16 protein-coding genes are annotated in these 19,703 nt (G+C 65.2%); 13 read left to right on the top strand and 3 right to left on the bottom strand.

The window, feature by feature from the left end; all coding sequences use genetic code 11:
* The first annotated feature begins 140 nt into the window (after window positions 1–140).
* From FQU96_RS18290 to FQU96_RS18270, 5 genes are all read left to right on the top strand, one after another.
* Window positions 141–1,304 carry an ABC transporter substrate-binding protein gene (locus tag FQU96_RS18290; RefSeq protein ID WP_146542762.1) on the top strand — a complete coding sequence of 388 codons (1,164 nt, stop codon included), beginning with the start codon at window positions 141–143 and terminating at the stop codon, window positions 1,302–1,304.
* Window positions 1,305–1,398: 94 nt separating this feature from the next.
* Entirely contained in the window at window positions 1,399–2,562 is a 1,164-nt protein-coding gene (locus FQU96_RS18285) for an ABC transporter substrate-binding protein (protein WP_178130573.1), read from the top strand.
* Between the two features lie 109 nt (window positions 2,563–2,671).
* On the top strand, window positions 2,672–3,442 hold the full coding sequence (locus FQU96_RS18280; protein ID WP_146542760.1) for a glucose 1-dehydrogenase: 771 nt from the start codon (window positions 2,672–2,674) through the stop codon (window positions 3,440–3,442).
* 5 nt (window positions 3,443–3,447) lie between these two features.
* Complete coding sequence (locus FQU96_RS18275; RefSeq protein WP_146542759.1) at window positions 3,448–4,263, top strand: glucose 1-dehydrogenase; 816 nt, start codon at window positions 3,448–3,450, stop codon at window positions 4,261–4,263.
* Window positions 4,250–5,014: a glucose 1-dehydrogenase gene (locus FQU96_RS18270; protein ID WP_146542758.1), complete on the top strand. Its 765-nt coding sequence runs from the start codon at window positions 4,250–4,252 to the stop codon at window positions 5,012–5,014. The genes FQU96_RS18275 and FQU96_RS18270 overlap by 14 nt, the downstream gene beginning before the upstream one ends.
* Before the next feature lie 882 nt (window positions 5,015–5,896).
* Here FQU96_RS18270 and FQU96_RS18265 read toward each other — a convergent pair.
* The gene (locus tag FQU96_RS18265; protein ID WP_146542757.1) at window positions 5,897–6,664 is read right to left on the bottom strand and encodes an SDR family NAD(P)-dependent oxidoreductase; all 768 of its coding nucleotides are present in this window, start codon (window positions 6,662–6,664) and stop codon (window positions 5,897–5,899) included.
* A 396-nt stretch (window positions 6,665–7,060) separates the two neighbouring features.
* Here FQU96_RS18265 and FQU96_RS18260 point away from each other — a divergent pair, with 396 nt between their 5' ends.
* The 4 genes from FQU96_RS18260 to FQU96_RS18245 all read left to right on the top strand — a co-directional run bounded on the left by FQU96_RS18260 (window position 7,061) and on the right by FQU96_RS18245 (window position 13,079).
* Window positions 7,061–8,755, top strand: coding sequence for an ABC transporter ATP-binding protein (locus tag FQU96_RS18260; RefSeq protein WP_255468400.1), 1,695 nt, complete (start codon window positions 7,061–7,063; stop codon window positions 8,753–8,755).
* Between the two features lie 105 nt (window positions 8,756–8,860).
* A complete protein-coding gene (locus FQU96_RS18255; RefSeq protein ID WP_146542755.1) occupies window positions 8,861–10,492 on the top strand; it encodes a 3-(methylthio)propionyl-CoA ligase in 1,632 nt (543 codons plus the stop codon).
* Between the two features lie 49 nt (window positions 10,493–10,541).
* A complete protein-coding gene (locus FQU96_RS18250) occupies window positions 10,542–12,173 on the top strand; it encodes a 3-(methylthio)propionyl-CoA ligase (protein ID WP_146542754.1) in 1,632 nt (543 codons plus the stop codon).
* Between the two features lie 6 nt (window positions 12,174–12,179).
* Entirely contained in the window at window positions 12,180–13,079 is a 900-nt protein-coding gene (locus FQU96_RS18245; protein WP_146542753.1) for a hypothetical protein, read from the top strand.
* On the opposite strand, the gene FQU96_RS18240 is transcribed toward FQU96_RS18245, so the two are convergent.
* Window positions 13,069–14,061 carry a GlxA family transcriptional regulator gene (locus tag FQU96_RS18240; RefSeq protein ID WP_178130572.1) on the bottom strand — a complete coding sequence of 331 codons (993 nt, stop codon included), beginning with the start codon at window positions 14,059–14,061 and terminating at the stop codon, window positions 13,069–13,071. The genes FQU96_RS18245 and FQU96_RS18240 overlap by 11 nt on opposite strands.
* Before the next feature lie 72 nt (window positions 14,062–14,133).
* On the opposite strand from FQU96_RS18240, the gene FQU96_RS18235 reads away from it, so the two are divergent.
* Window positions 14,134–14,823, top strand: coding sequence for a DJ-1/PfpI family protein (locus FQU96_RS18235; protein WP_146542751.1), 690 nt, complete (start codon window positions 14,134–14,136; stop codon window positions 14,821–14,823).
* 7 nt (window positions 14,824–14,830) lie between these two features.
* Here FQU96_RS18235 and metA read toward each other — a convergent pair whose 3' ends face one another.
* Window positions 14,831–15,751 carry a homoserine O-succinyltransferase gene (gene metA, locus FQU96_RS18230; protein WP_146542750.1) on the bottom strand — a complete coding sequence of 307 codons (921 nt, stop codon included), beginning with the start codon at window positions 15,749–15,751 and terminating at the stop codon, window positions 14,831–14,833.
* Between the two features lie 168 nt (window positions 15,752–15,919).
* Here metA and FQU96_RS18225 point away from each other — a divergent pair, with 168 nt between their 5' ends.
* From FQU96_RS18225 to FQU96_RS18215, 3 genes are all read left to right on the top strand, one after another.
* Window positions 15,920–16,618: a TetR/AcrR family transcriptional regulator gene (locus tag FQU96_RS18225; RefSeq protein ID WP_146542749.1), complete on the top strand. Its 699-nt coding sequence runs from the start codon at window positions 15,920–15,922 to the stop codon at window positions 16,616–16,618.
* Window positions 16,548–17,351, top strand: a complete 804-nt coding sequence (locus FQU96_RS18220) for a phytanoyl-CoA dioxygenase family protein (protein WP_146542748.1) — start codon at window positions 16,548–16,550, stop codon at window positions 17,349–17,351. The genes FQU96_RS18225 and FQU96_RS18220 overlap by 71 nt, the downstream gene beginning before the upstream one ends.
* A 248-nt stretch (window positions 17,352–17,599) precedes the next feature.
* Window positions 17,600–19,696 carry a 3-hydroxyacyl-CoA dehydrogenase NAD-binding domain-containing protein gene (locus FQU96_RS18215; protein WP_146542747.1) on the top strand — a complete coding sequence of 699 codons (2,097 nt, stop codon included), beginning with the start codon at window positions 17,600–17,602 and terminating at the stop codon, window positions 19,694–19,696.
* Window positions 19,697–19,703 lie beyond the last annotated feature (7 nt).

Raw genomic sequence — 19,703 nt, 5'->3', positions numbered from 1 at the left:
CTCTTCCGCTGTGCGGACCACGGACCGCCCGGCGGAATGGCGAGGCGCTGGACGCAAAGGCGCGCTATGATGCCCGCATCAGCCCACGAAAGGGTTGGCAAGACCCGCCAAGGGCTGCGTTGAACGGGAGGATAAGCGATATGAAACCGAGACTGGTAATGGTCGCGGCTGCCGGCTTGATGGCCGTCGCGACCGGCGCGTCGGCCGAGACGCGTGGTGTGACCAAGACCGAGATCCTGCTGGGCTCGCACAGCGACCTGTCGGGCGTGGCCGCCACCTACGGCGTGTCATCGACCAACGCCGCCAAGATGCGCTTCGACGAGATCAACGACACCGGCGGCCTGTTCGGCCGCAAGATTCGTTTCATCGTCGAGGACAACGGCTACCAGGTGCCCAAGGCGGTGCAGGCCTGCAACAAGCTGATCAACCGCGACAAGGTCTTTGCGTTCGTCTCGGCGCTGGGCACGCCGATGAACAACGCCTGCTTCAAGGATCAGTTTGCGGCCGAGGTGCCCAACCTGTTTCCGCTGACGGCGGCACGCTCGATGTTCGAGCCCTTCAACCGCCTGAAATTCTATAACGCCGCGACCTACGTCGATCAGATCCGGGCGGGCATCAACCATTTCGTGAAGGAGAAAGGCAAGAAAGCCATCTGCGTGATGTATCAGGATACCGACTTCGGCAAGGAGGTCCTGGAAGGCGCCGAGCTGCAGGCCAAGAAGCTCAACATCAAGCTGCTCGAAACCGCAGCCCACAAGCCCACCGACCAGGACTTCACGGCGCCGATCACCAAGCTGCGCCAGGCCGGTTGTGATCTCATTGCGATGGGCACGATCGTGCGCGACACGATCGTGCCCTACGTCACGGCACGCAAGATGGGATGGAACGACGTGGTGTTCGTCGGCTCGGCCGCGGCCTACGACTCGGTCGTGGGTGCCGCCCAGGGCATGGACGGCTTCTACGCCATGGGCCTCACCGAGATGCCGTACCCCGACAGCCCCGTGCCGACCGTCCGCGACTTCGTCGATCGCTACAAGAAGAAGTTCAACATCGATCCCAACATCGGCGCGGTCTACGGCTATGTCGGTGCCGACCTCACGGTGACCGGAATCAAGAATGCCGGCGCCGATCTGACGCTCGACAGCTTCATCAAGGGCATGGAAGCGATCAAGAACCACAAGGACATCTTCGATGGCCCGCCGGTGAGCTTCGGACCGCAGACCCGCCAGGGCGCCAACTCCTCGTTCCTGGCCGAGGTCAAGGGCGGACGCTGGACCCGCGTCACCCAGCCGCTCGGATTCTGAGCACTTTTCGCCTCTCCCTCCTCTCCCGCTCCGCGGGAGAGGAGATCCGTCAGTCTCTCAGCGTCGAGAGAGCCGCACACACATGGAGGAGACGATGATGCGACGGGTAGCGATGCTTGCGGCCACGGCTTTAGCGGCCCTGGCCACCAACGCGGCGGCTCAAACGCGGGGCGTCACCAAGACCGAAATCCTGCTGGGCACGCATACCGATCTGTCGGGTGTCGGCGCGACCTACGGCATCTCCTCGTCGAACGGCATGAAGATGCGGTTCGACGACGCCAACGATGCCGGCGGCATCCACGGCCGCAAGATCCGCCTCGTCGTCGAGGACAGCGCCTACCAGGTGCCCAAGGCGGTACAGGCGTGCAACAAGCTCATCAATCGCGACAAGGTATTCGCGTTCGTGCAGGCCGGCGGCACGCCGATGAACAATGCCTGCTTCAAGGAGCAGCTCGCCGCCGAAGTGCCCAACCTCTTTCCGCTGACGGCCGCGCGCTCGATGTACGAGCCGCTGCATCGGCTGAAGTTCCAGGCCGGCGCGTCGTACGTCGACCAGGTGCGTTCGGCGGTGAACTACCTCGTCAAGGAAAAGGGCAAGAAAGCCCTGTGCGTGATGTATCAGGACACCGACTACGGCAAGGAGATCATCGAGGGAGTCGAGACGCAGGCCAAGAAGCTGGGGATCAAGATCGTCGAGATGACGGCACACAAGCCGACCGACCAGGACTTCACGGCGCCGATCACCAAACTGCGCCAGGCCGGCTGCGACCTGATCGTGATGGGCACCATCGTGCGCGACGCGATCGTTCCCTACACGACGGCGCGCAAGATGGGGTGGAACGACGTCGACTTCGTCGGATCGAGCGCATCCTTCGACATCGTCGTCGGCGCCGCGCAGGGCATGGAAGGCTTCTACGCCATGGGCCTGACCGATATCCCCTACGCCGACAGCGCCACGCCGACGATCCGCGCCTTCGTCGAGACGTACAAGAAGAGGTTCACTATCGATCCCAACATCGGCGCCGTCTACGGCTACATCGCCGCCGACCTCACCATCGCCGGCCTGAAGAACGCCGGCGCCGACCTGACGCTCGACAGCCTCATCAAGGGCCTGGAGGCGATCAAGGGCCACAAGGACATCTTCAACGGCCCGGAAGTGAATTTCAGCGCCCAGGTCCACCAGGGTGCCAGTTCGTCGTTCCTGGCCCAGGTCAAGGGCGGCCGCTGGGTCGCGGTGACCAAGCCGCTGGGGTTCTGATTTGGTCCGAGCACTCGCCTCTCCCGCCTGGCGGGAGAGACGGAAATGCAGGGTGGCGACGGCACTGTCCCCATGACTAAGCTGCCCCGACAGTTGACGGAGGGGCGCGATGGCCGGACGGGTCGCGGGCAAGGTAGCGTTGATCACGGGCGGAGCATCGGGTCTCGGTTTCGCTGCGGCCAGGCTGATGGCGGCCGAGGGCGCCACGGTGGTGATCACCGACATCCAGAAGGACAAGGGCCCGGCGGCGGCGCGCGACATCGGCGGCGACACGCTGTTTCTCGAGCATGACGTGGCCAGCGAATCGAGCTGGACGGTCGCCATCGACCGCACGCTGGAGCGTTTCGGCAAGATCAACGTGCTGGTGAACTCGGCCGGCATCGCCGGCCCCGACGGCTCGATCGAGACGGCGTCGCTGCGGCAGTTTCAGCGCATGATGGCGGTCAACGCCGAGGGCACGTTCCTGGGCTGCCAGAATGCCGTGCGCGTCATGAAGGGCAACGGCGAGAAGAATTCCATCGTCAACATCTCGTCGGTGGCCGGCGTGGTCAGCGGCTGGCAGATGGTGTGCTACAGCCCGTCGAAGGCAGCCGTGCGGCTGCTGACCAAGAGCGTGGCCCTGCATTGCGCCCGCGCCGGCTACGACATCCGCTGCAACTCGGTGCATCCCGCCTTCATCGATACGCCGATGGTCCAGGGCGGCATCGAGGGCGATCCCGATCCCGACAAGGCGCGCAAACGGCTGACCCGCATGGTGCCGATGGGCCGCATCGGCGAGCCCAACGATATCGGCTACATGATCCTCTATCTTGCCTCCGACGAATCGAAGTTCACCACCGGCGCCGAGATGATCGTCGACGGCGGCTGCACCGCGATGTGATCGCCATGTCGGCATCGAACGAACTGACCGGCCAGGTCGCCCTTGTCACCGGCGGCGCGTCGGGTATCGGCGCCGCCTGCGCCCGCCTGCTCGCGGCACACGGCGCGACCGTGGTGATCGGAGACGTCCAAGACGACCTCGGCACCGCGGTCGCCGCCGAGATCGGCGCGCCGTGTTCCTTCCGCACGCTCGACGTCGCCCGCGAGCCGTCGTGGACCACCGTGATGGACGACACGCTCGCCCGCTTCGGCCGGCTCGACATCCTGGTGAACAACGCCGGCATCGCCGGGTCGGGAACGATCGAGGACACCACGATCCAGATGTGGGAACGCACCCACGCGATCAATCTCGACGGCGTGTTCCTGGGCTGCAAATTCGCCATCGCGGCGATGAAACGCACCGGCCCCGGCAAACCGGCGCCCAAGGGCGCCATCGTCAACATCTCCTCGATCGCCGGCATCGTCGGCGCCGCCGGTCCCTGCGCGTATACGGCCAGCAAGGGTGCGGTGCGTCTGCTGACCAAGAGCGTCGCCCAGCATTGCGCCGACAAGCGCTACGGCATCCGCTGCAACTCGATCCACCCGGGCGGCATCGACACGCCGATCTTCAATCCGCTCTGGCAGCGTGTCGGACGCGCGCCGGGCAAAGCCCTGATCGATGCCATCCATCCGATCGGCCACATGGGCGAACCTGACGATATCGCCCAGGCGGTGCTTTACCTCGCCACCGATCGCGCCCGGTTTGTCACCGGCGCCGAGTTGATCGCCGACGGCGGCATCACCTCAGGCATCCAGAGGAGGACGTTCGGTGGCGCGCTTTGAAGCCAGGACGGTGATCGTCACCGGCGGCGCGTCCGGCATCGGCGCCGCCACCTGCCGGCTGGCGGTGGCCGAGGGTGCCAGCGTGGTGGTCGCCGACCTGCCATCGCAAGCCGATCACGCCCCTGCGCTGATCGCCGAGCTTGGTGCCCGGGCGGTGTTCATGCCGATCGACGTCACCCGCGAGGACGACTGGCGCCGCCTGATGGCCGACACCCTGGCGCGCTTCGGCCGCCTCGACGGCCTGGTCAACGGTGCCGGCATCGGCGTCGCCCAGGATATCGAGGCCTGCTCGCTCGACGATTTCCGGCGCGTCTACCGCGTCAATGGATTGGGTGTTTTCCTCGGCTGCCAGCATGCCGTGACGGCCATGCGCACCGGCCGCGGTGGATCGATCGTGAACATCTCATCGGTTCTGGGCCTGCGCGGCACCGGCGGCGCACCAGCCTATGCGGCCAGCAAGGGCGGCGTTCGCCTGCTGACCAAGAACGTCGCGGTTCATTGTGCTCAGAACGGCTACAACATCCGCTGCAATTCGGTACACCCCGGCTACATCGATACACCGATGATCGCGCCGCGGCTGGAGCGGTCGGTCGACAATCTGTCGGGGCGCCAGTACCTGGAGAGCCTGCACCCGATGGGTCGGCTCGGCCGCCCGGAGGAGATCGCGCGGCTGGTCCTGTTCCTGCTGTCGGATGAGTCGTCGTTCTCGACCGGCGCCGAGTTCGTTGCCGATGGTGGCCTGACAGCCTGACCTCAAAAAGATGAGGCGGCCACCCGCCGGGGAACGGGTGCGCCGCCTCTACAGGAGCGCCGCCAGCGCGGTGGCGCTACTCGCTGCGAGCCTCCGGGAAGAGGCTGCAGGCGGCCGACCCAGCCGGGGAACCGGACCAACCACCCATTGCGCGCACCGCGTGCGTTCGGTGCACCGCAGAATACCTTACTGGGGTCCCAGGGGGACCAACCGGCGCCAGATCCAGCCGGGGGACCGGATCCAGACTGCCTCGCCGGCGCGCCGCGTGCGTACGGCGCGCTGGTTTGCCTAGAGAGGGTACGCTCACTGGTTTTTACACAACGCTACGCATATCAGGAGAAGTCAGATAGGTACCAACAACCGCAAATCGGCGGGAAACGGCACCCAGAGAGTGGCAGGATATTCGGCGCTATCGCCGCGGACCACCCAGTCCGCCATCAACCATCCTCGTGACTATGACTTCTCAAAATGACGTAGAGGGAGAAGACTTCGCGGCTGAAAACCGATCAACAAACGCCCGAGTATGGGGGAAAGGGAATATGGGTGGGCGCCCGTCTATCGATCCTCCGGTCAAATGACCAAACCGGTCTGACCGCTCCCTCGACAGGATGAAGGCTAATCGCCCTCACCTGATCTCTCAAATGGAATCGCGTTCCGGCTCCTTTCAGGGCGCTATTTTTAGCAACGCCCTAACAACTAAGCCTTGCATCAGCCATAAATTAACGCCTCTTTGACGGACTCATCAATACCCCTTCACGGACAATTTTTAGCGCCATAAATCTTAATCTTATAAGTCACCTCAGATTTCTCTATTAACACATTAATATATATAACAAAAACTCGACCATTGACGGCCGGGTGCAATTTGCGCTCGTGGCGACATCAGGCGATGGTGACGCCCGCGTCGGCGACAATCGTTTGCCCGGTGATGAAGGCGCCGGCCTTCGACGCCAGCATCACGGCGATGCCACCGATGTCATCCGGCTCGCCGATCCGGCGCAGCGGCGCCGACCGCAGGCGCTTGCCGAGGTACTCCGGATTTTCCCACAGCGCTCGTGCAAAATCTGTCTTCACCAGCCCCGGGGCGATCGCGTTGACCCGGATGTTGTCGGGGCCCAACTCGATGGCGAGGTTGCGCGTGAGCGCCATGTCCGCCGCCTTGGAGATGCCGTAGGCACCCAGCACCGCCGTGCCGCGCAGGCCGCCGATCGAGGATACGATGATCACGGCACCGTCCTTCTTGGCGCGCATGTCCGGCAGGCACAGGTTGATCAGCCAGATGTTGGACAGGATGTTGTTCTGCATGATCTTGGTGAAGGCCTCGTCCGGCATCTTCTCGGTCGGTCCGTAGTACGGGTTCGACGCGGCGTTGCAGACGACGATATCGATCGCCCCGAACGCCTTGCGGGTCTCGGCCACCAGCTTTTCGAGCTGTGCTTTCTCGGAAATGTTGCAGCCCACCGCGATCGCCTGACCACCCTGCTTGCGGATGCCTTCCGCCACCTCTTCGCAATTGGGCACCTTGCGGCTGGAGATCACCACCTTGGCGCCCTGCAGCGCCAGTTGCTCGGCGATCGACTTGCCGATGCCCTTGCTCGAGCCCGTGACGATGGCGACCTTGCCGGTCAGGTCGAAAAGCGGCGATGCCATGGATGGTGCTCCGTCCTGCGTTGTTGTGCGCACCGTGGCCCGCACGGCTATCCGGCGCAAGCTTGGCGGTGGCCATCGTTCGACTGGCGGCTCGCGCGCGGGCAGCCAACGGCATTGCGCATCGGCGGCGCTTCACATATGGTCCGCGCCCGTCCGCGACAGAGCCAAGCGAGAGTACGATGAGAGCCTTCATGTCCAACCAGAAAGGAGCTGCCACCCACCGACAGGACATGATGTTCCATGCTTACGCGAATCCAGAAGGATCAGGCGCGCCCAGACGCCGCTCTTAGCGACCGGACCTCTTCAGCATACAGCCCTGCAGACGCCACGCCGGCGTCCGAAGCCGTTCGCTTCCGCCATCGGCTGAAGAAGTTCCTCTCCTACTACAGGCCTCACATGCCGCTGTTGCTGGCGGACGTGGCCTGCGCGCTCGTCGTGTCGCTGACGGCGCTTTTCCTGCCCCTGTGCGCCAATCACATCACCAAGCGCCTCGTCGCGCTCAACGACGTGCCCGATGCGCTGAACCAGATCTACGGCATGGGCGCCATCATGCTCGCCCTGCTGGCGATCCAGGTGCTGAGCACCCTGTTCGTGGACTACCAGGGCCACGTCATGGGCGCGAAAATGGAAAGCGCCCTGCGCAAGGAGGTGTTCGAGCACTGCCAGAAGCTGTCGTTCAGCTTCTATGACCGCCAGCGGGTCGGTCAGCTCATGAGCCGCATCACCAACGACCTGCTGGCCCTGGGCGAGCTCTATCATCACGGGCCAGAGGATATCGCGATCGCCGTCCTGAAGTTCGTCGGCGTGATGATCATCCTGGCCCACCTCGACGTGCCGCTCACCCTGCTGATCCTTGGCGTCATGCCGTTTGCCGTTCTTTACGCCCTGCACTTCAACGGCCGGATGAACCGGGCGCTGACGCGCAGCCGACAGCAGATCGGGACCATCAACGAGCGCGTCGAAGACTCGCTGGCCGGCATTCGCGTCGTGAAGTCGTTCGCCAACGAGGATCTCGAGAACCGGCGTTTCGACGCCGAGAACGTCAGGTTCCTGGAAAGCCGCAAGGAGGGTTACAGAAGCGAGGCCTTCTTCTCGGTGGGCACCATCACCTTCGCCCAGATCATCACGGTCGGCGTCATCGTGATCGGCGCCGTGCGGGTGTTGCACGCCGAACTCAGCGTGGCGGACATGCTGACCTTCCTGCTGTGCGTCGCGGTGCTCGTCGACCCGGTCCAGCGCCTGGCCAACTTCGTGCGCCTCTGGCAGCAGGGCTTCACCGGCTTCGTCCGGGTGATGGAAATCCTCGAGGTGGCGCCGGACGTCACGGACCGGCTCGGCGCCCAGGTCCTGTCGGAGCCCCGCGGGGCGCTCACCTTCCGCGACGTCGCCTTCCGCTACGACGAGGACGGCCCGCACGTCTTGAACAACCTGTCGCTGGATATCCGGCCCGGGGAGTTCGTCGCCCTGGTCGGCGCGTCGGGGGTCGGCAAAAGCACGCTGTGCTCCCTGATCCCCCGCTTCTACGAGGTAACGCGGGGCGCCATTCTGGTCGATGGCGTCGACATCCGCGATGTCACCCTGTCGTCGTTGCGGCGGAACATCGGCGTCGTCCAGCAGGACGTCTACCTGTTCTCGGGCACCGTTGCCGAGAACCTGCGCTATGGGCGGCCGGAGGCCGGCGATACAGCGTTGATCGAGGCGGCCAAGGCTGCCCATGCCCACGATTTCATCATGGCCCTGCCGAAAGGATATGACACCGATATTGGGCAACGTGGGGTGAAGCTGTCCGGCGGCCAGAAGCAGCGGCTGACCATCGCCCGGGCTTTCCTGAAAGACCCCGCGATCCTGATCTTCGACGAGGCCACCAGTGCGCTGGACAACGAGAGCGAGCGGGCGGTCCAGCTGGCCTTGCTGAAACTGGCGCAGGGCCGCACCACCCTGGTCATCGCCCACCGACTGTCGACGGTCCGTAATGCCGACCGGATTCTGGTCCTGACCGACCAGGGGATCGTCGAGCAGGGCAGCCACGAGACCCTGCTTGCCGCCGGCGGCACCTATGCCGGCCTCTACAGGGTACAGGCCAGTCTTTAGCACGCGTGAACGGGTTGTGGCCGGTCCGGCCATTGACGGCCCGCCGGCCACAGCTTAATTGCGGCCGACTGACATGACCCACACGTCACCTGAGGAGAACGCCGCATGCTGGGCTTGATGCAGGATCGCCCGCTTCTGATCTCGCAGCTCATCGACTTCGCGGCCGACTATCACGGCGACACCGAAATCGTCTCGCGGACGGTCGAAGGGCCGATCCACCGCTACACCTACAAGGACGCGCACAAGCGGGCCAAGCAGATGGCCGAGGCGCTGACGGGGCTCGGCATCAAGCCGGGCGATCGGATCGGGACCCTGGCCTGGAACGGCTACCGGCATTTCGAGCTCTATTACGGCATCTCGGGCATGGGCGCCGTGTGCCACACCATCAACCCGCGCCTGTTTCCGGAGCAGATCGCCTATATCGTCAATCACGCCGAAGATCAGATCCTCTTCGCCGACATCAACATCCTGCCGCTGGTCGAGACTCTCGCACCACAGATGAAGTCAGTGCGCCACATCGTGGCGATGACCGATCGTGCCCATCTGCCGGCCGACCTGAACATTCCCAACCTGCTGGTCTACGAGGAACTGATCGCCGACAAGCCCGGGACGTTCGAGTGGCCCCAGTTCGACGAACGCACGGCCTCCTCGCTCTGCTACACCTCAGGCACCACGGGCAATCCCAAGGGCGTGCTTTACCATCACCGCTCGACCCTCCTGCACGCCTACGCCAGTGCGCTGCCGGACGGCATCGGCATCTCGGCCCGCGATACGGTCCTGCCGGTGGTGCCGATGTTCCACGTCAATGCCTGGGGCCTGCCCTATTCCGGCTGCCTGTCCGGCGCCAAGCTGGTGTTCCCCGGTGCGGCGCTGGACGGCGCCAGCCTGTATGAGCTGTTCGAGAGCGAGGGCATCACCATCACCGCCGGCGTGCCGACGGTGTGGCTGCTCCTGCTGCAGCATCTGCAGGCCAAGAACCTCAAGCTGTCGACCTTGCGCAAATCGGTGATCGGCGGCTCGGCCTGCCCGCCGGCGATGATCGAGACCTTCAAGCGCGACTACGGCGTGGACGTGCTGCACGCCTGGGGCATGACCGAGATGAGCCCCCTGGGCACGGTCAACACACCCAAGACCAAGCACCCGTCGCTGCCCAAGGAAGAACAGGACGCAGTGCGCGCCAAGCAAGGGCGCATACTGTTCGGTGTCGAGATGAAGATTATCGACGACAACGGCACGGCATTGCCGCGCGACGGCAAGGCGTTCGGCGATCTGCTGGTGCGCGGGCCGTGGATTACGTCGGGCTATTTCCGCGGCGAGGGCGGCAGCCCGTTGCGCGACGGCGGCTGGTTCCCCACCGGCGACGTCGCCACGCTCGACGCCGACGGCTACATGCAGATCACCGACCGCTCCAAGGATGTCATCAAGTCAGGTGGCGAGTGGATCAGTTCGATCGATCTCGAAAACGCCGCCATGGCACACCCCGCGGTCGCCGAAGCCGCGGTGATCGGCATACACCACCCCAAGTGGGACGAGCGGCCGCTGCTGATCATCCAGAAAAAGCCCGGTGCTGATGTCGACAAGGACACGCTGATCGACTTCCTCAAGGACAAGGTCGCCAAGTGGTGGCTGCCCGACGATGTCGCCTTCGTCGCATCGATCCCGCACACCGCCACCGGCAAGATTCTCAAGACCAAGCTGCGCGAGGATTTCAAGGGCCACAAGCTGCCGACGGCGTGATGGCCAAGCGAACCATGACGTTCAACGGAATAACCACAGGGAGCCACCCATGCTGGGGCTGATGCAGGATCGTCCACTCCTGATTTCTCAGATCATCGACTTCGCAGCCGAGTACTATGGCGACGTCGAGATCGTATCGCGCGCCGTTGAAGGGCCGGTCCATCGCTACACGTATCGCGACGCCCATCACCGCGCCAAGAAGCTGGCCGAGGCGCTGCAGAGCCTCGGCATCAAGCTGGGCGACCGGGTCGGTACCGTGGCCTGGAACGGCTACCGTCACTTCGAGCTTTACTACGCCGTGTCGGGCATCGGCGCCGTTCTGCATACGCTCAATCCGCGGTTGTCGCCCGAGCATGTGGCCTACATCGCCAACCACGCCGAAGACCAGGTGATCTTCGTCGACCTGAACCTGGTACCGGTGGTCGAGGCCGTGATCGGCCAGCTCAAGACCGTGCGCCATGTCATCGTGATGACCGATCGCGCCCATATGCCCAAGGACAGCAAGATCGCCAACCTGCTGTGCTACGAGGAGCTGATCGCGGACAAGCCCGGCACGCTGGCGTGGCCGACCTTCGATGAACGCACCGCGTCGTCGCTCTGCTACACGTCGGGCACGACGGGCAACCCGAAGGGCGTGCTCTACAGCCATCGCTCGACCGTGCTGCATTCCATCATGATGACCAGCGGGCCGGTGCTGGCGCTCAACCCCGACAACACGATCCTGCCGGTCGTGCCCATGTTCCACGCCAACGCCTGGGGCCTGGTGTACGGCGCGCCGATGAGCGGCTGCAAACTGGTGTTCCCCGGCTTTCGCCTTGACGGTGCCAGCGTGTATGAGCTGCTCGACTCGGAGGATGTCGACGTCAGTGCCGGCGTGCCGACCGTGTGGCTCGCCCTGCTGAACTACTGCGAGCAGAACGGCAAGAAACTGTCGAAGATGAAGCGCACGCTGATCGGCGGCTCGGCCGTACCGCATGCGATGATCTCCCGCTTCTGGAAGGAGCATGGCACCGACGTGGTGCACGGCTGGGGCATGACCGAGATGAGCCCGGTCGGCACGATCACCCGCTTCAACCGCGGCGAGCGCGCGCTGCCTGACGAGCAGCGCTTCGAGATCCAGGCCAAGCAGGGCCGTCCCGTGTTCGGCGTCGAGATGAAGATCGTCGACGACGCGGGCAACGATCTGCCCAAGGATGGCAAGGCCAGCGGCAACCTGCTGGTGCGCGGTCCGTGGATCGTGAACGGCTATATGAAAGGCGAAGGCACCGCCGGGTTCACCAAGGACGGCTGGTTCCACACCGGCGACGTCTCGAAGCTGGAGCCGGACGGCTCGATGGTGATCACCGACCGCTCCAAGGACGTGATCAAGTCGGGCGGCGAGTGGATCAGCACGATCGACCTGGAGAATGCCGCCATGGGTCATCCGGCGGTGGCCGAGGCTGCCGTGATCGGCATCCAGCATCCCAAGTGGGACGAACGGCCGCTGCTGATCGTGCAGCTGAAGGCCGGCGCCAATGCCGGCAAGCAGGACATCCTGGATTTCGTGAAGGACAGGGTCGCCAAGTGGTGGTTGCCCGACGACGTGGCCTTCGTCGACGCCATCCCGCACGGCGCCACCGGCAAGGTCCTCAAGACCGAACTGCGCCGCACGTTCAAGGACTACACGCTGCCGACCGCGTAAGCCAAGATGGACGACCGGCCCCACATCCATGTCCCGGCCTGGGCGGATGTGGGGTTGTGGCGGATCGGCACCGCGCCCCTGCTGGACCAGGCCTACGCGCGGGCGACCTGGGTGCTGGTGGCCCAGCTGGTGGCATTGGGCGCCATCTGGCTCAGTGTCACGTACCATCGCGACACGTCGGCGATCGAAGTCGTCATCATCGCGCTGCTGGTCGCTGCCGCGCTTGCGTTCAGCGTCATGCAGGCCGGCCTCGTCTGGCTGGCCATCGCCCGCAACAGGCACTGGGACACCCCGTCAAACCGATGGCTCAGCGCCGGGCTCGGCGTCGTCATGCTGGTCGCAAGCGGCTTCGTGACCTACGCCAAGACCGTGCCGTCGATCACGGAACTTTGGAACATCGCGCACGGCGACGCCGCGTTGCGTGACGGTTCCATGGCCGTGTCCGACGACGGCACGCAGCTGTTTTTCGCCCGCACCTTTTCGCTGGGAACAGCCGAGGAATTCAAACGCCTGCTGCAGTCCGCCCCCAACGTCACGACGATCCATTTGCAAAGCCCGGGGGGCCGGCTCGGCGAAGCCGTCGAGATCCACGACACCATCCGTGCCCGTCGGCTTGACACGGTGGTCGATGATTTCTGTTTTTCCGCCTGCACCATCGCCTATCTCGGCGGCAAAGAACGCCAGCTCCGCGAGGATGCCAAACTCGGGTTTCACGGCTCCGCTTTTCCCGGCCTGGCGCAATCGGAGTTGGACAAGACCAATCGGGCGATGCTGCGTTTTCTCGTCGCCGCCGGCGTCGACGTTGCCTTCGCCCGACGCGCCGTGAGTACGCCAGCCGAGTCCCTCTGGATTCCGCCGGCAACCGACCTGGTCGACGCCGGGGTCGTCCACAAGATCATCCGATAGGGATCGCCGGGTTGCCGCCGGCGAAGGCACGCCGGAACGACGTCGGAGACGCTCCGAAACGGCGCGCGAAGGCCGTCGAGAACGCCGCCGGATCGTTGAAACCGCATCGGGCCGCCACGGCCTGGACGGAGACGGTGCGATCGCACAGCAGTGCCCGGGCATGATCCAGCCGAAGCGCGGCCAGCAGCCTGCCGGGCGCCAGACCGAACGCGGTCATGCACCGCCGGTGGAAGCTGCGCTCGCTCATGCCCATCGCGGATGCCATGTGGGCGACCGAGACGGCGTGATCCAGCCGCGGGGTGAGCCAGGCGATGAGCCGCCCCAGGTCCGGTCCGCGTGACTGCAGGGCCAGCGGTTCGGCGAACTGCGACTGCCCCCCGGGCCGTACGAGATGCAGCACGAGATCCCGCGCTACCTGCAGCGCCACGTCGTGACCGAGGTCGCGTGCTACCAGCGCCAACGCCAGATCCACGCCGGAGGCGACACCGGCTGAGGTCCAGATGCGACCGTCCTCGACGAAGAGCGCTTCGCGTTCGACCCGGATGTCGGGAAAGCGTGTCGCGAGGACGTCGAGCCAGCCCCAATGCGTGGTGGCCCGCCTGCCGTTCAGCGCGCCCATCGCGGCGAGGATGAAAGCGCCGGTGCAGATCGATACGACGCGTTGCGCGGTATCGACCGATCGTTCCATCCAGCGCATCAGCCGCTTGTCGTCGAGCACCGCGCGCAGGCCGCGGCGCCGACCGCCGGGCACGATCAGCGTGTGCACGGGACGCCGTGCGCCGGGCAGCGGCATGGCGGCCAGCGTCAAACCGGCGATCGTGGGCACTGTCCGCCGCGGTCCCACGAACATCACGTCGTAGGCGCCGCCGCCGGCACGACGGTTGGCTTGCCCGAACACGTCGGCAGGTCCCGCGGCATCCAGCAGCTGCATGTTGCCGTAGAGCAGGATGGCAACACGTCTGGGGTTGGCAGTTTTACCCATATCTTTGTCATACCCGCCAACACCGCCACCGTCCATGCTGCCAGTGTCGATGACCACCGCGGAGGGACTACGATGAAAATCCAGATGCTCGTCTATCCCGGCATGACACTGCTCGACCTTGTCGGGCCGCTGCAGACATGGGCGCGCTGGCCCGATGGTGAACTGCAGTTCGTCTGGAAGACGCCGGGGCCCGTTCCTACCGATGCCGGACTGTCGGTCGTGGCCACCACCACCTTTGCCGACGCGTGGCCCGACCCCGATATCCTGTTTGCGCCCGGCGGCCTGGACGGCACGTTTGCATTGATCACGGATAACGAGACCATCGACTTCCTGGCGTCACGTGGCGAGCGTGCGGCCTGGGTGACGAGCGTCTGCACCGGTGCTCATCTGCTGGGCGCCGCCGGCCTGCTCAAGGGATACCGGGCGGCAACGCACTGGTATCTGCTCGACGAACTGGCGCTGTTCGGTGCCACGCCATCGGCGGAGCGCTATGTGATCGACCGCAATCGCGCGACCGGCGGCGGTGTCACGGCCGGGATCGACTTCGGCCTGGCGCTGGCGGCGGAGATTCTCGGCGAGCCTCACGCGCGCGCGGTACAGTTGGGCATGCAGTATTCACCGCAGCCGCCGTTCCAGTCCGGCACGCCGGCCGAGGCGCAGCCGCAGACCGTCACTCAGGTCAGGGAGCGCTTTCAGTCCAACGGCCGCGACCAGATGCTGGCCACCGCGCTCACGCGAGCCGCGGCGCGCCTGAGCGCGTAGGCCGTCCCTATCGTTTGCCGATCGCCGCTACGTCGAACGGTGTCGTCTGATAGAGTTGATTGATCCAGTTGCCGAACAGCAGATGGGCCTGGCTGCGCCAGCGGTTCTCGGGTTGGCGGCCGGGATCGTCCTTGGGAAAGTAGTTGCGCGGCGTGGCGATCGCCTTGTTCGCACCGACGTCGCGGAAGTACTCCTCGCTGAGCGAGTTGGAGTCGTACTCGATGTGATTGAACATGTGCAGCGACCCGTGCGCAGGGTCGTCCAGCAGGCAGAGGCCCGCCTCGTCCGACTCCATCAGCACGGTCATCCCGGTGCCGGCCGGGATGTCCTCGCGGCGAACCTCGGTCCAGCGCGACACCGGGATAGAGAAGTCGTCGGAGAAGCCGCGCAGGTAAGGCGACGTCGGCGCCAGGTTGCGGTGGCGGAAGACGCCGAACGCCTTCTCTGCCAGCTGATGCTTGGGAATGCCGTGGAAGTGGTTGATCGCCGCCTGCGCGCCCCAGCAGATGTTGAAGCAGCCATGGACATGGGTCTGCGTCCAGTCGAAGACGCGGCGCAGTTCGTCCCAGTAGGTCACCTGCTCGAACGGCATCGTCTCCACCGGAGCACCAGTGACGATGAAGCCGTCGAACTTCTCGGACCGCACGTCTTCCCAGTCGCGATAGAACGATATGATGTGCTCGCTGGGCGTGTTGCGCGCGACATGATTGGTCATCTTGACCAACGTCAGCTCCACCTGCAGCGGCGTCGCGCCCAGCAGCCGCGCGATCTGCGTTTCGGTCTTGATCTTGTTGGGCATCAGATTGAGTAGGCCGATGCGCATGGGCCGGATATCCTGGCGCACTGCGTCCGCCTCGCGCATGACCATGACCCCTTCCGCATCGAGCGTGGCGCGGGCGGGCAGGTCATCGGGTATCTTGATCGGCATCGACTCAATCTCACTCTACCGGGTTACCGGGCACTCGGCCGGTCGGCGCGGCCGTTTTTATCCCAGAACCGACGTCAAAGCATGCGCGGCATTGCGCATCAGCCCTCGGGCACTCTTGACCCCGCCCGGATTGCGCACTAAGGTTTGAATTGAATTCAATTCAATATCATGCCCAGAACCAGAAACACCCAACCCCGCACCGCCGGCGATGCGGCTCAGCGCATCCTGGATGCCGCGGCGGCCGAATTGGTCGCCGGCAACGGATCGCTGGAAATGCTGGCGGTGGCGCGCCGGGCTGACGTGTCGGTGGGCTTGGCCTATCACCATTTCGGCTCCAAGGGCGGCCTGCTGGCTGCGGTGGCCGAGGACTTCTACGCGCGCCTTGATGAGGCGGCCGGCAATGCCGCGATCGGCGATGTCGCCGATTGGGCGATCCGCGAGCACGAGCGCGTGCGCCTGGCGGTGTCGTTCCATTATCGCGAGCCACTGGCGCCGCTGATGCTGGGCCGCTTGTCCGCCGAGCCGGAGGTTGCGGCGGTCGAGAAGGCGCACTTCGAACGGCAGGTCCGGCGCGGTGCGCGCAACATCGCGCAGGGCCAGGAAAGGGGTGCCATCCCCAGCCGCCACGATCCGAGCCTTCTGGTGGCGATGGTGCTGGGCGGCGTGCGTGCCGGCGTGATGACGGCGCTGGCCCGCAAGCCCCGTCCGGACGCCGCCATGCTCACGCGCGAGATCTGGAACTTCGTGGAGTCGGCCACGCACCTTGAGGCCCGACCGCGGACCGAGGAGGAACGCCATGCAACCCCATCCGCAACGCTACGGATTCGAGATCGCGCAAAGACCGCCACTACCGGAAACCGCGGCTGACATCGAGGCCGTGCGCCGCGACGGCTTCGTTGTCCTGGAGCGCCTGATCACGCCGGCGCACTGTGACGCCATCCGAGAGGAGACCGCGCGTCTGCTGAAAGGTGCCGGACGCAATGCCTTCGAGGGCTTCAACACGCAACGTGTCTATAACGTGCTGACCAAGACGCGGCTGTTGGACGATCTGATCGACCACCCACGCGTGCTGGCCCTGCTCGATCAGCTGTTCGAACCCAACTACCTGTTGAGCCAGGCCCAGCTGATCAACATCCGCCCTGGAGAAGCCGCGCAGGCGCTGCATTATGACGACGGCTTCTACAAGGTGCCGCGCCCGCGTCCGGCCCTGGGCGCCGCCACGATCTGGGCCATCGATGCCTTCACCGAAGACAACGGCGCCACGGCGATCGTGCCGCGCAGCCACGACTGGGGGCAGAGCCCGGTGCCAACACCGGCGCAGACAATTCCCTGCGTCATGCCGGCAGGATCCGCCGTGTTCTTCGTCGGCACGCTCTGGCATGGCGGCGGCGGCAACCACACGAACAGCAACCGCCTCGCCTTCACGGCGCAATACTGCGCGCCATGGCTGCGACAGCAGGAGAACTTTTTCCTCGAAGTGCCACGCGAGACGGTACGGATCCTGCGGCCCACCCTGCAAAGCCTGATCGGCTATTCGATCTATCCGCCCTTCATGGGCATGGTCGACTCCATGCATCCCAAGCGCGTACTCGACGCCTGAGTCTCTTCACCTCTCCCGCCAGCGGGAGAGGTCGACGCGCGCGTAAGCGCGCGGCGGGTGAGGGGCCGAAGACTCGACATCGCTTGCCCTCACCCCCCCATCGCGGTGCGCGCGACGGGCCCCTCCCTCTCCCGCGCGCGGGAGAGGGTTTTGATACTCTCCCTATCGCGCCCCCTGCAGACTCGTGCTAAGCCGCGAGCATATGCACATAAGCGCTTTCGCGGCGCGAAACCATGCGAGGGAATGCGATGAGCGACGCGGCCATTCTGCGGTCGACTGACGGCGAGATCGGTATCCTGACGGTCAACAACCCGCCGGTGAACGCGCTCAGCGCCGCCGTGCGCACCGGCCTGGGTGAAGGCATCGCGGCGTTCGCGGCCGATCCGGCCATCAAGGCCATCGTGGTGATCGGCGGCGGCCGCACCTTCATCGCCGGCGCCGACATCCGCGAGTTCGGCAAGCCGCCATCCGGCGCATCGCTGCTGGACGTCATCAAGGCAATGGAAGATTGCCCCAAGCCGGTTGTCGCGGCCTTGCACGGCACCGCCTTGGGCGGCGGCCTGGAAACGGCGTTCGGCGCCCACTACCGCATCGCCGTGCCGCAGGCACGCGTCGGCCTGCCGGAGGTGCATCTGGGCCTGCTGCCGGGTGCCGGCGGCACGCAGCGCCTGCCGCGTCTGGCCGGTGCCGAGTTCGCGCTCGAGGCGATGATATCGGGCCGGCATATTCCGGCCAAGGAAGCGCTCAGCAAGAACATCGTCGACAAGATCGCCGACGGCGACCTGCTGGCCGGCGCCGTCGCCTATGCGCGCGAGCTGGTGGCCCAAGGCGCCCCGCTGCGCCGCATCCGCGACCTGCCGGTGAAACTCGGCACGCCGACCGCCATCGAGGATTTCGCCAAGTCGATCGCCCGCAAGGCGCGCGGCTTCAAGGCGCCGTGGAACATCATCAAGACCGTGCAGGCCGCCGTCGACCTGCCGTTCGACGAGGGCATGAAGCGTGAGCGCGAGCTGTTCAGCGAACTGCTGACGTCGAGCGAGTCGGCGGCGCAACGCTACTATTTCTTCGCCGAGCGCGAGGCGGCCAAGGTGCTCGACGTGCCGGCCGACACGCCGCAGCGCGAGATCAAGAGCGGCGGCATCATCGGCTGCGGCACCATGGGCGGTGGCATCGCCATGAACTTCGCCAACGCCGGCATTCCCGTCACCGTGCTGGAGACCAGCCAGGAGGCGCTGGATCGCGGCATGAAGGTGATCCGCACCAACTACGAGAACACCGCCAAGCGCGGCGGGCTGACCGCGGATCAGGTCGAGCAGCGCATGGCGCTGATCACGCCGACGCTCGCCTATGAGGACCTCAAGGCCGCCGACGTCATCATCGAGGCGGTGTTCGAGACGATGGAAGTCAAGGAGGCGGTGTTCAAGAAGCTCGACGCGGTCGCCAAGCCCGGCGCCATCCTCGCGACGAACACCTCGGGCCTCGACGTCAATCAGATCGCCAACTACACCCAGCGGCCCGGCGATGTGATCGGCATGCATTTCTTCTCGCCGGCCAACGTGATGAAGCTGCTGGAGAACGTACGTGGCAAGGCGACGTCCAAGGACGTCATCGCCACGGTGATGTCGCTCAGCAAGAAGATCGGCAAGATCCCGACCCTGGTCGGCGTCTGCGAGGGCTTCGTCGGCAACCGCATGCTGCGCCAGCGCGGCATTCAGGCGGCCTTCATGCTGGAGGAAGGCGCGCTGCCCCAGCAGATCGACAAGGTGATCTTCGACCTCGGCTTTCCGATGGGGCCGTTCCAGATGAGCGACCTGGCGGGCAACGATGTCGGCTGGCGCATCCGCCAGGGCAAGAAGGAGAAGGAGCAGCGCAACATCCGCTATACCGGCTATGTTGCCGATGCGATCTGCGAGCTGGGCCGTTTCGGCCAAAAGACCGGCGCCGGCTACTACCGCTACAACCTGCCCGACCGCACGCCGATTCCCGATCCCGAGGTCGAGAAGATCATCGAGGAGACCTCGAAGAAGCTTGGCGTCACGCGGCGTACGATTTCCGACCAGGAGATCCTGGAGCGCTGCCTCTATCCGATGGTCAACGAGGGCGCCAAGATCCTCGAGGAAGGCATGGCCCAGCGCGCGCTCGACATCGACGTGATCTGGGTCAACGGCTACGGCTGGCCGGTCTATCGCGGTGGCCCGATGTGGTGGGCCGACAACGTCGTCGGCCTGAAGGCGGTGCACGATGCGCTGCTGAAGTATCGCGACATGTCGGGCGACCCGTTCTGGGAGCCGGCGCCGCTGCTGAAGAAGCTGGTGCAGGAAAACCGCAAGTTTTCGAGTCTCTAGCCCTTCC

This window comes from Reyranella sp. CPCC 100927, assembly GCF_007859315.1.
In the GTDB taxonomy this organism is placed as follows: Bacteria; Pseudomonadota; Alphaproteobacteria; order Reyranellales; family Reyranellaceae; genus Vineibacter.
Note: the sequence above shows the minus strand (reverse complement) of the source record. Positions and strands in the feature narration are given on the sequence as shown.

Excerpts from the sequence above, each read along its gene's own strand:
- FQU96_RS18290 (WP_146542762.1), top strand. The coding sequence starts at position 141 with ATGAAACCGAGACTGGTAATGGTCGCGGCTGCCGGCTTGATGGCCGTC.
- FQU96_RS18285 (WP_178130573.1), top strand. The coding sequence starts at position 1,399 with ATGATGCGACGGGTAGCGATGCTTGCGGCCACGGCTTTAGCGGCCCTG.
- FQU96_RS18280 (WP_146542760.1), top strand. The coding sequence starts at position 2,672 with ATGGCCGGACGGGTCGCGGGCAAGGTAGCGTTGATCACGGGCGGAGCA.
- FQU96_RS18275 (WP_146542759.1), top strand. The coding sequence starts at position 3,448 with ATGTCGGCATCGAACGAACTGACCGGCCAGGTCGCCCTTGTCACCGGC.
- FQU96_RS18265 (WP_146542757.1), bottom strand. The coding sequence starts at position 6,664 with ATGGCATCGCCGCTTTTCGACCTGACCGGCAAGGTCGCCATCGTCACG.
- FQU96_RS18260 (WP_255468400.1), top strand. The coding sequence starts at position 7,061 with ATGCCGCTGTTGCTGGCGGACGTGGCCTGCGCGCTCGTCGTGTCGCTG.
- FQU96_RS18255 (WP_146542755.1), top strand. The coding sequence starts at position 8,861 with ATGCTGGGCTTGATGCAGGATCGCCCGCTTCTGATCTCGCAGCTCATC.
- FQU96_RS18250 (WP_146542754.1), top strand. The coding sequence starts at position 10,542 with ATGCTGGGGCTGATGCAGGATCGTCCACTCCTGATTTCTCAGATCATC.
- FQU96_RS18245 (WP_146542753.1), top strand. The coding sequence starts at position 12,180 with ATGGACGACCGGCCCCACATCCATGTCCCGGCCTGGGCGGATGTGGGG.
- FQU96_RS18240 (WP_178130572.1), bottom strand. The coding sequence starts at position 14,061 with ATGGGTAAAACTGCCAACCCCAGACGTGTTGCCATCCTGCTCTACGGC.
- FQU96_RS18235 (WP_146542751.1), top strand. The coding sequence starts at position 14,134 with ATGAAAATCCAGATGCTCGTCTATCCCGGCATGACACTGCTCGACCTT.
- metA (WP_146542750.1), bottom strand. The coding sequence starts at position 15,751 with ATGCCGATCAAGATACCCGATGACCTGCCCGCCCGCGCCACGCTCGAT.
- FQU96_RS18225 (WP_146542749.1), top strand. The coding sequence starts at position 15,920 with ATGCCCAGAACCAGAAACACCCAACCCCGCACCGCCGGCGATGCGGCT.
- FQU96_RS18220 (WP_146542748.1), top strand. The coding sequence starts at position 16,548 with ATGCAACCCCATCCGCAACGCTACGGATTCGAGATCGCGCAAAGACCG.
- FQU96_RS18215 (WP_146542747.1), top strand. The coding sequence starts at position 17,600 with ATGAGCGACGCGGCCATTCTGCGGTCGACTGACGGCGAGATCGGTATC.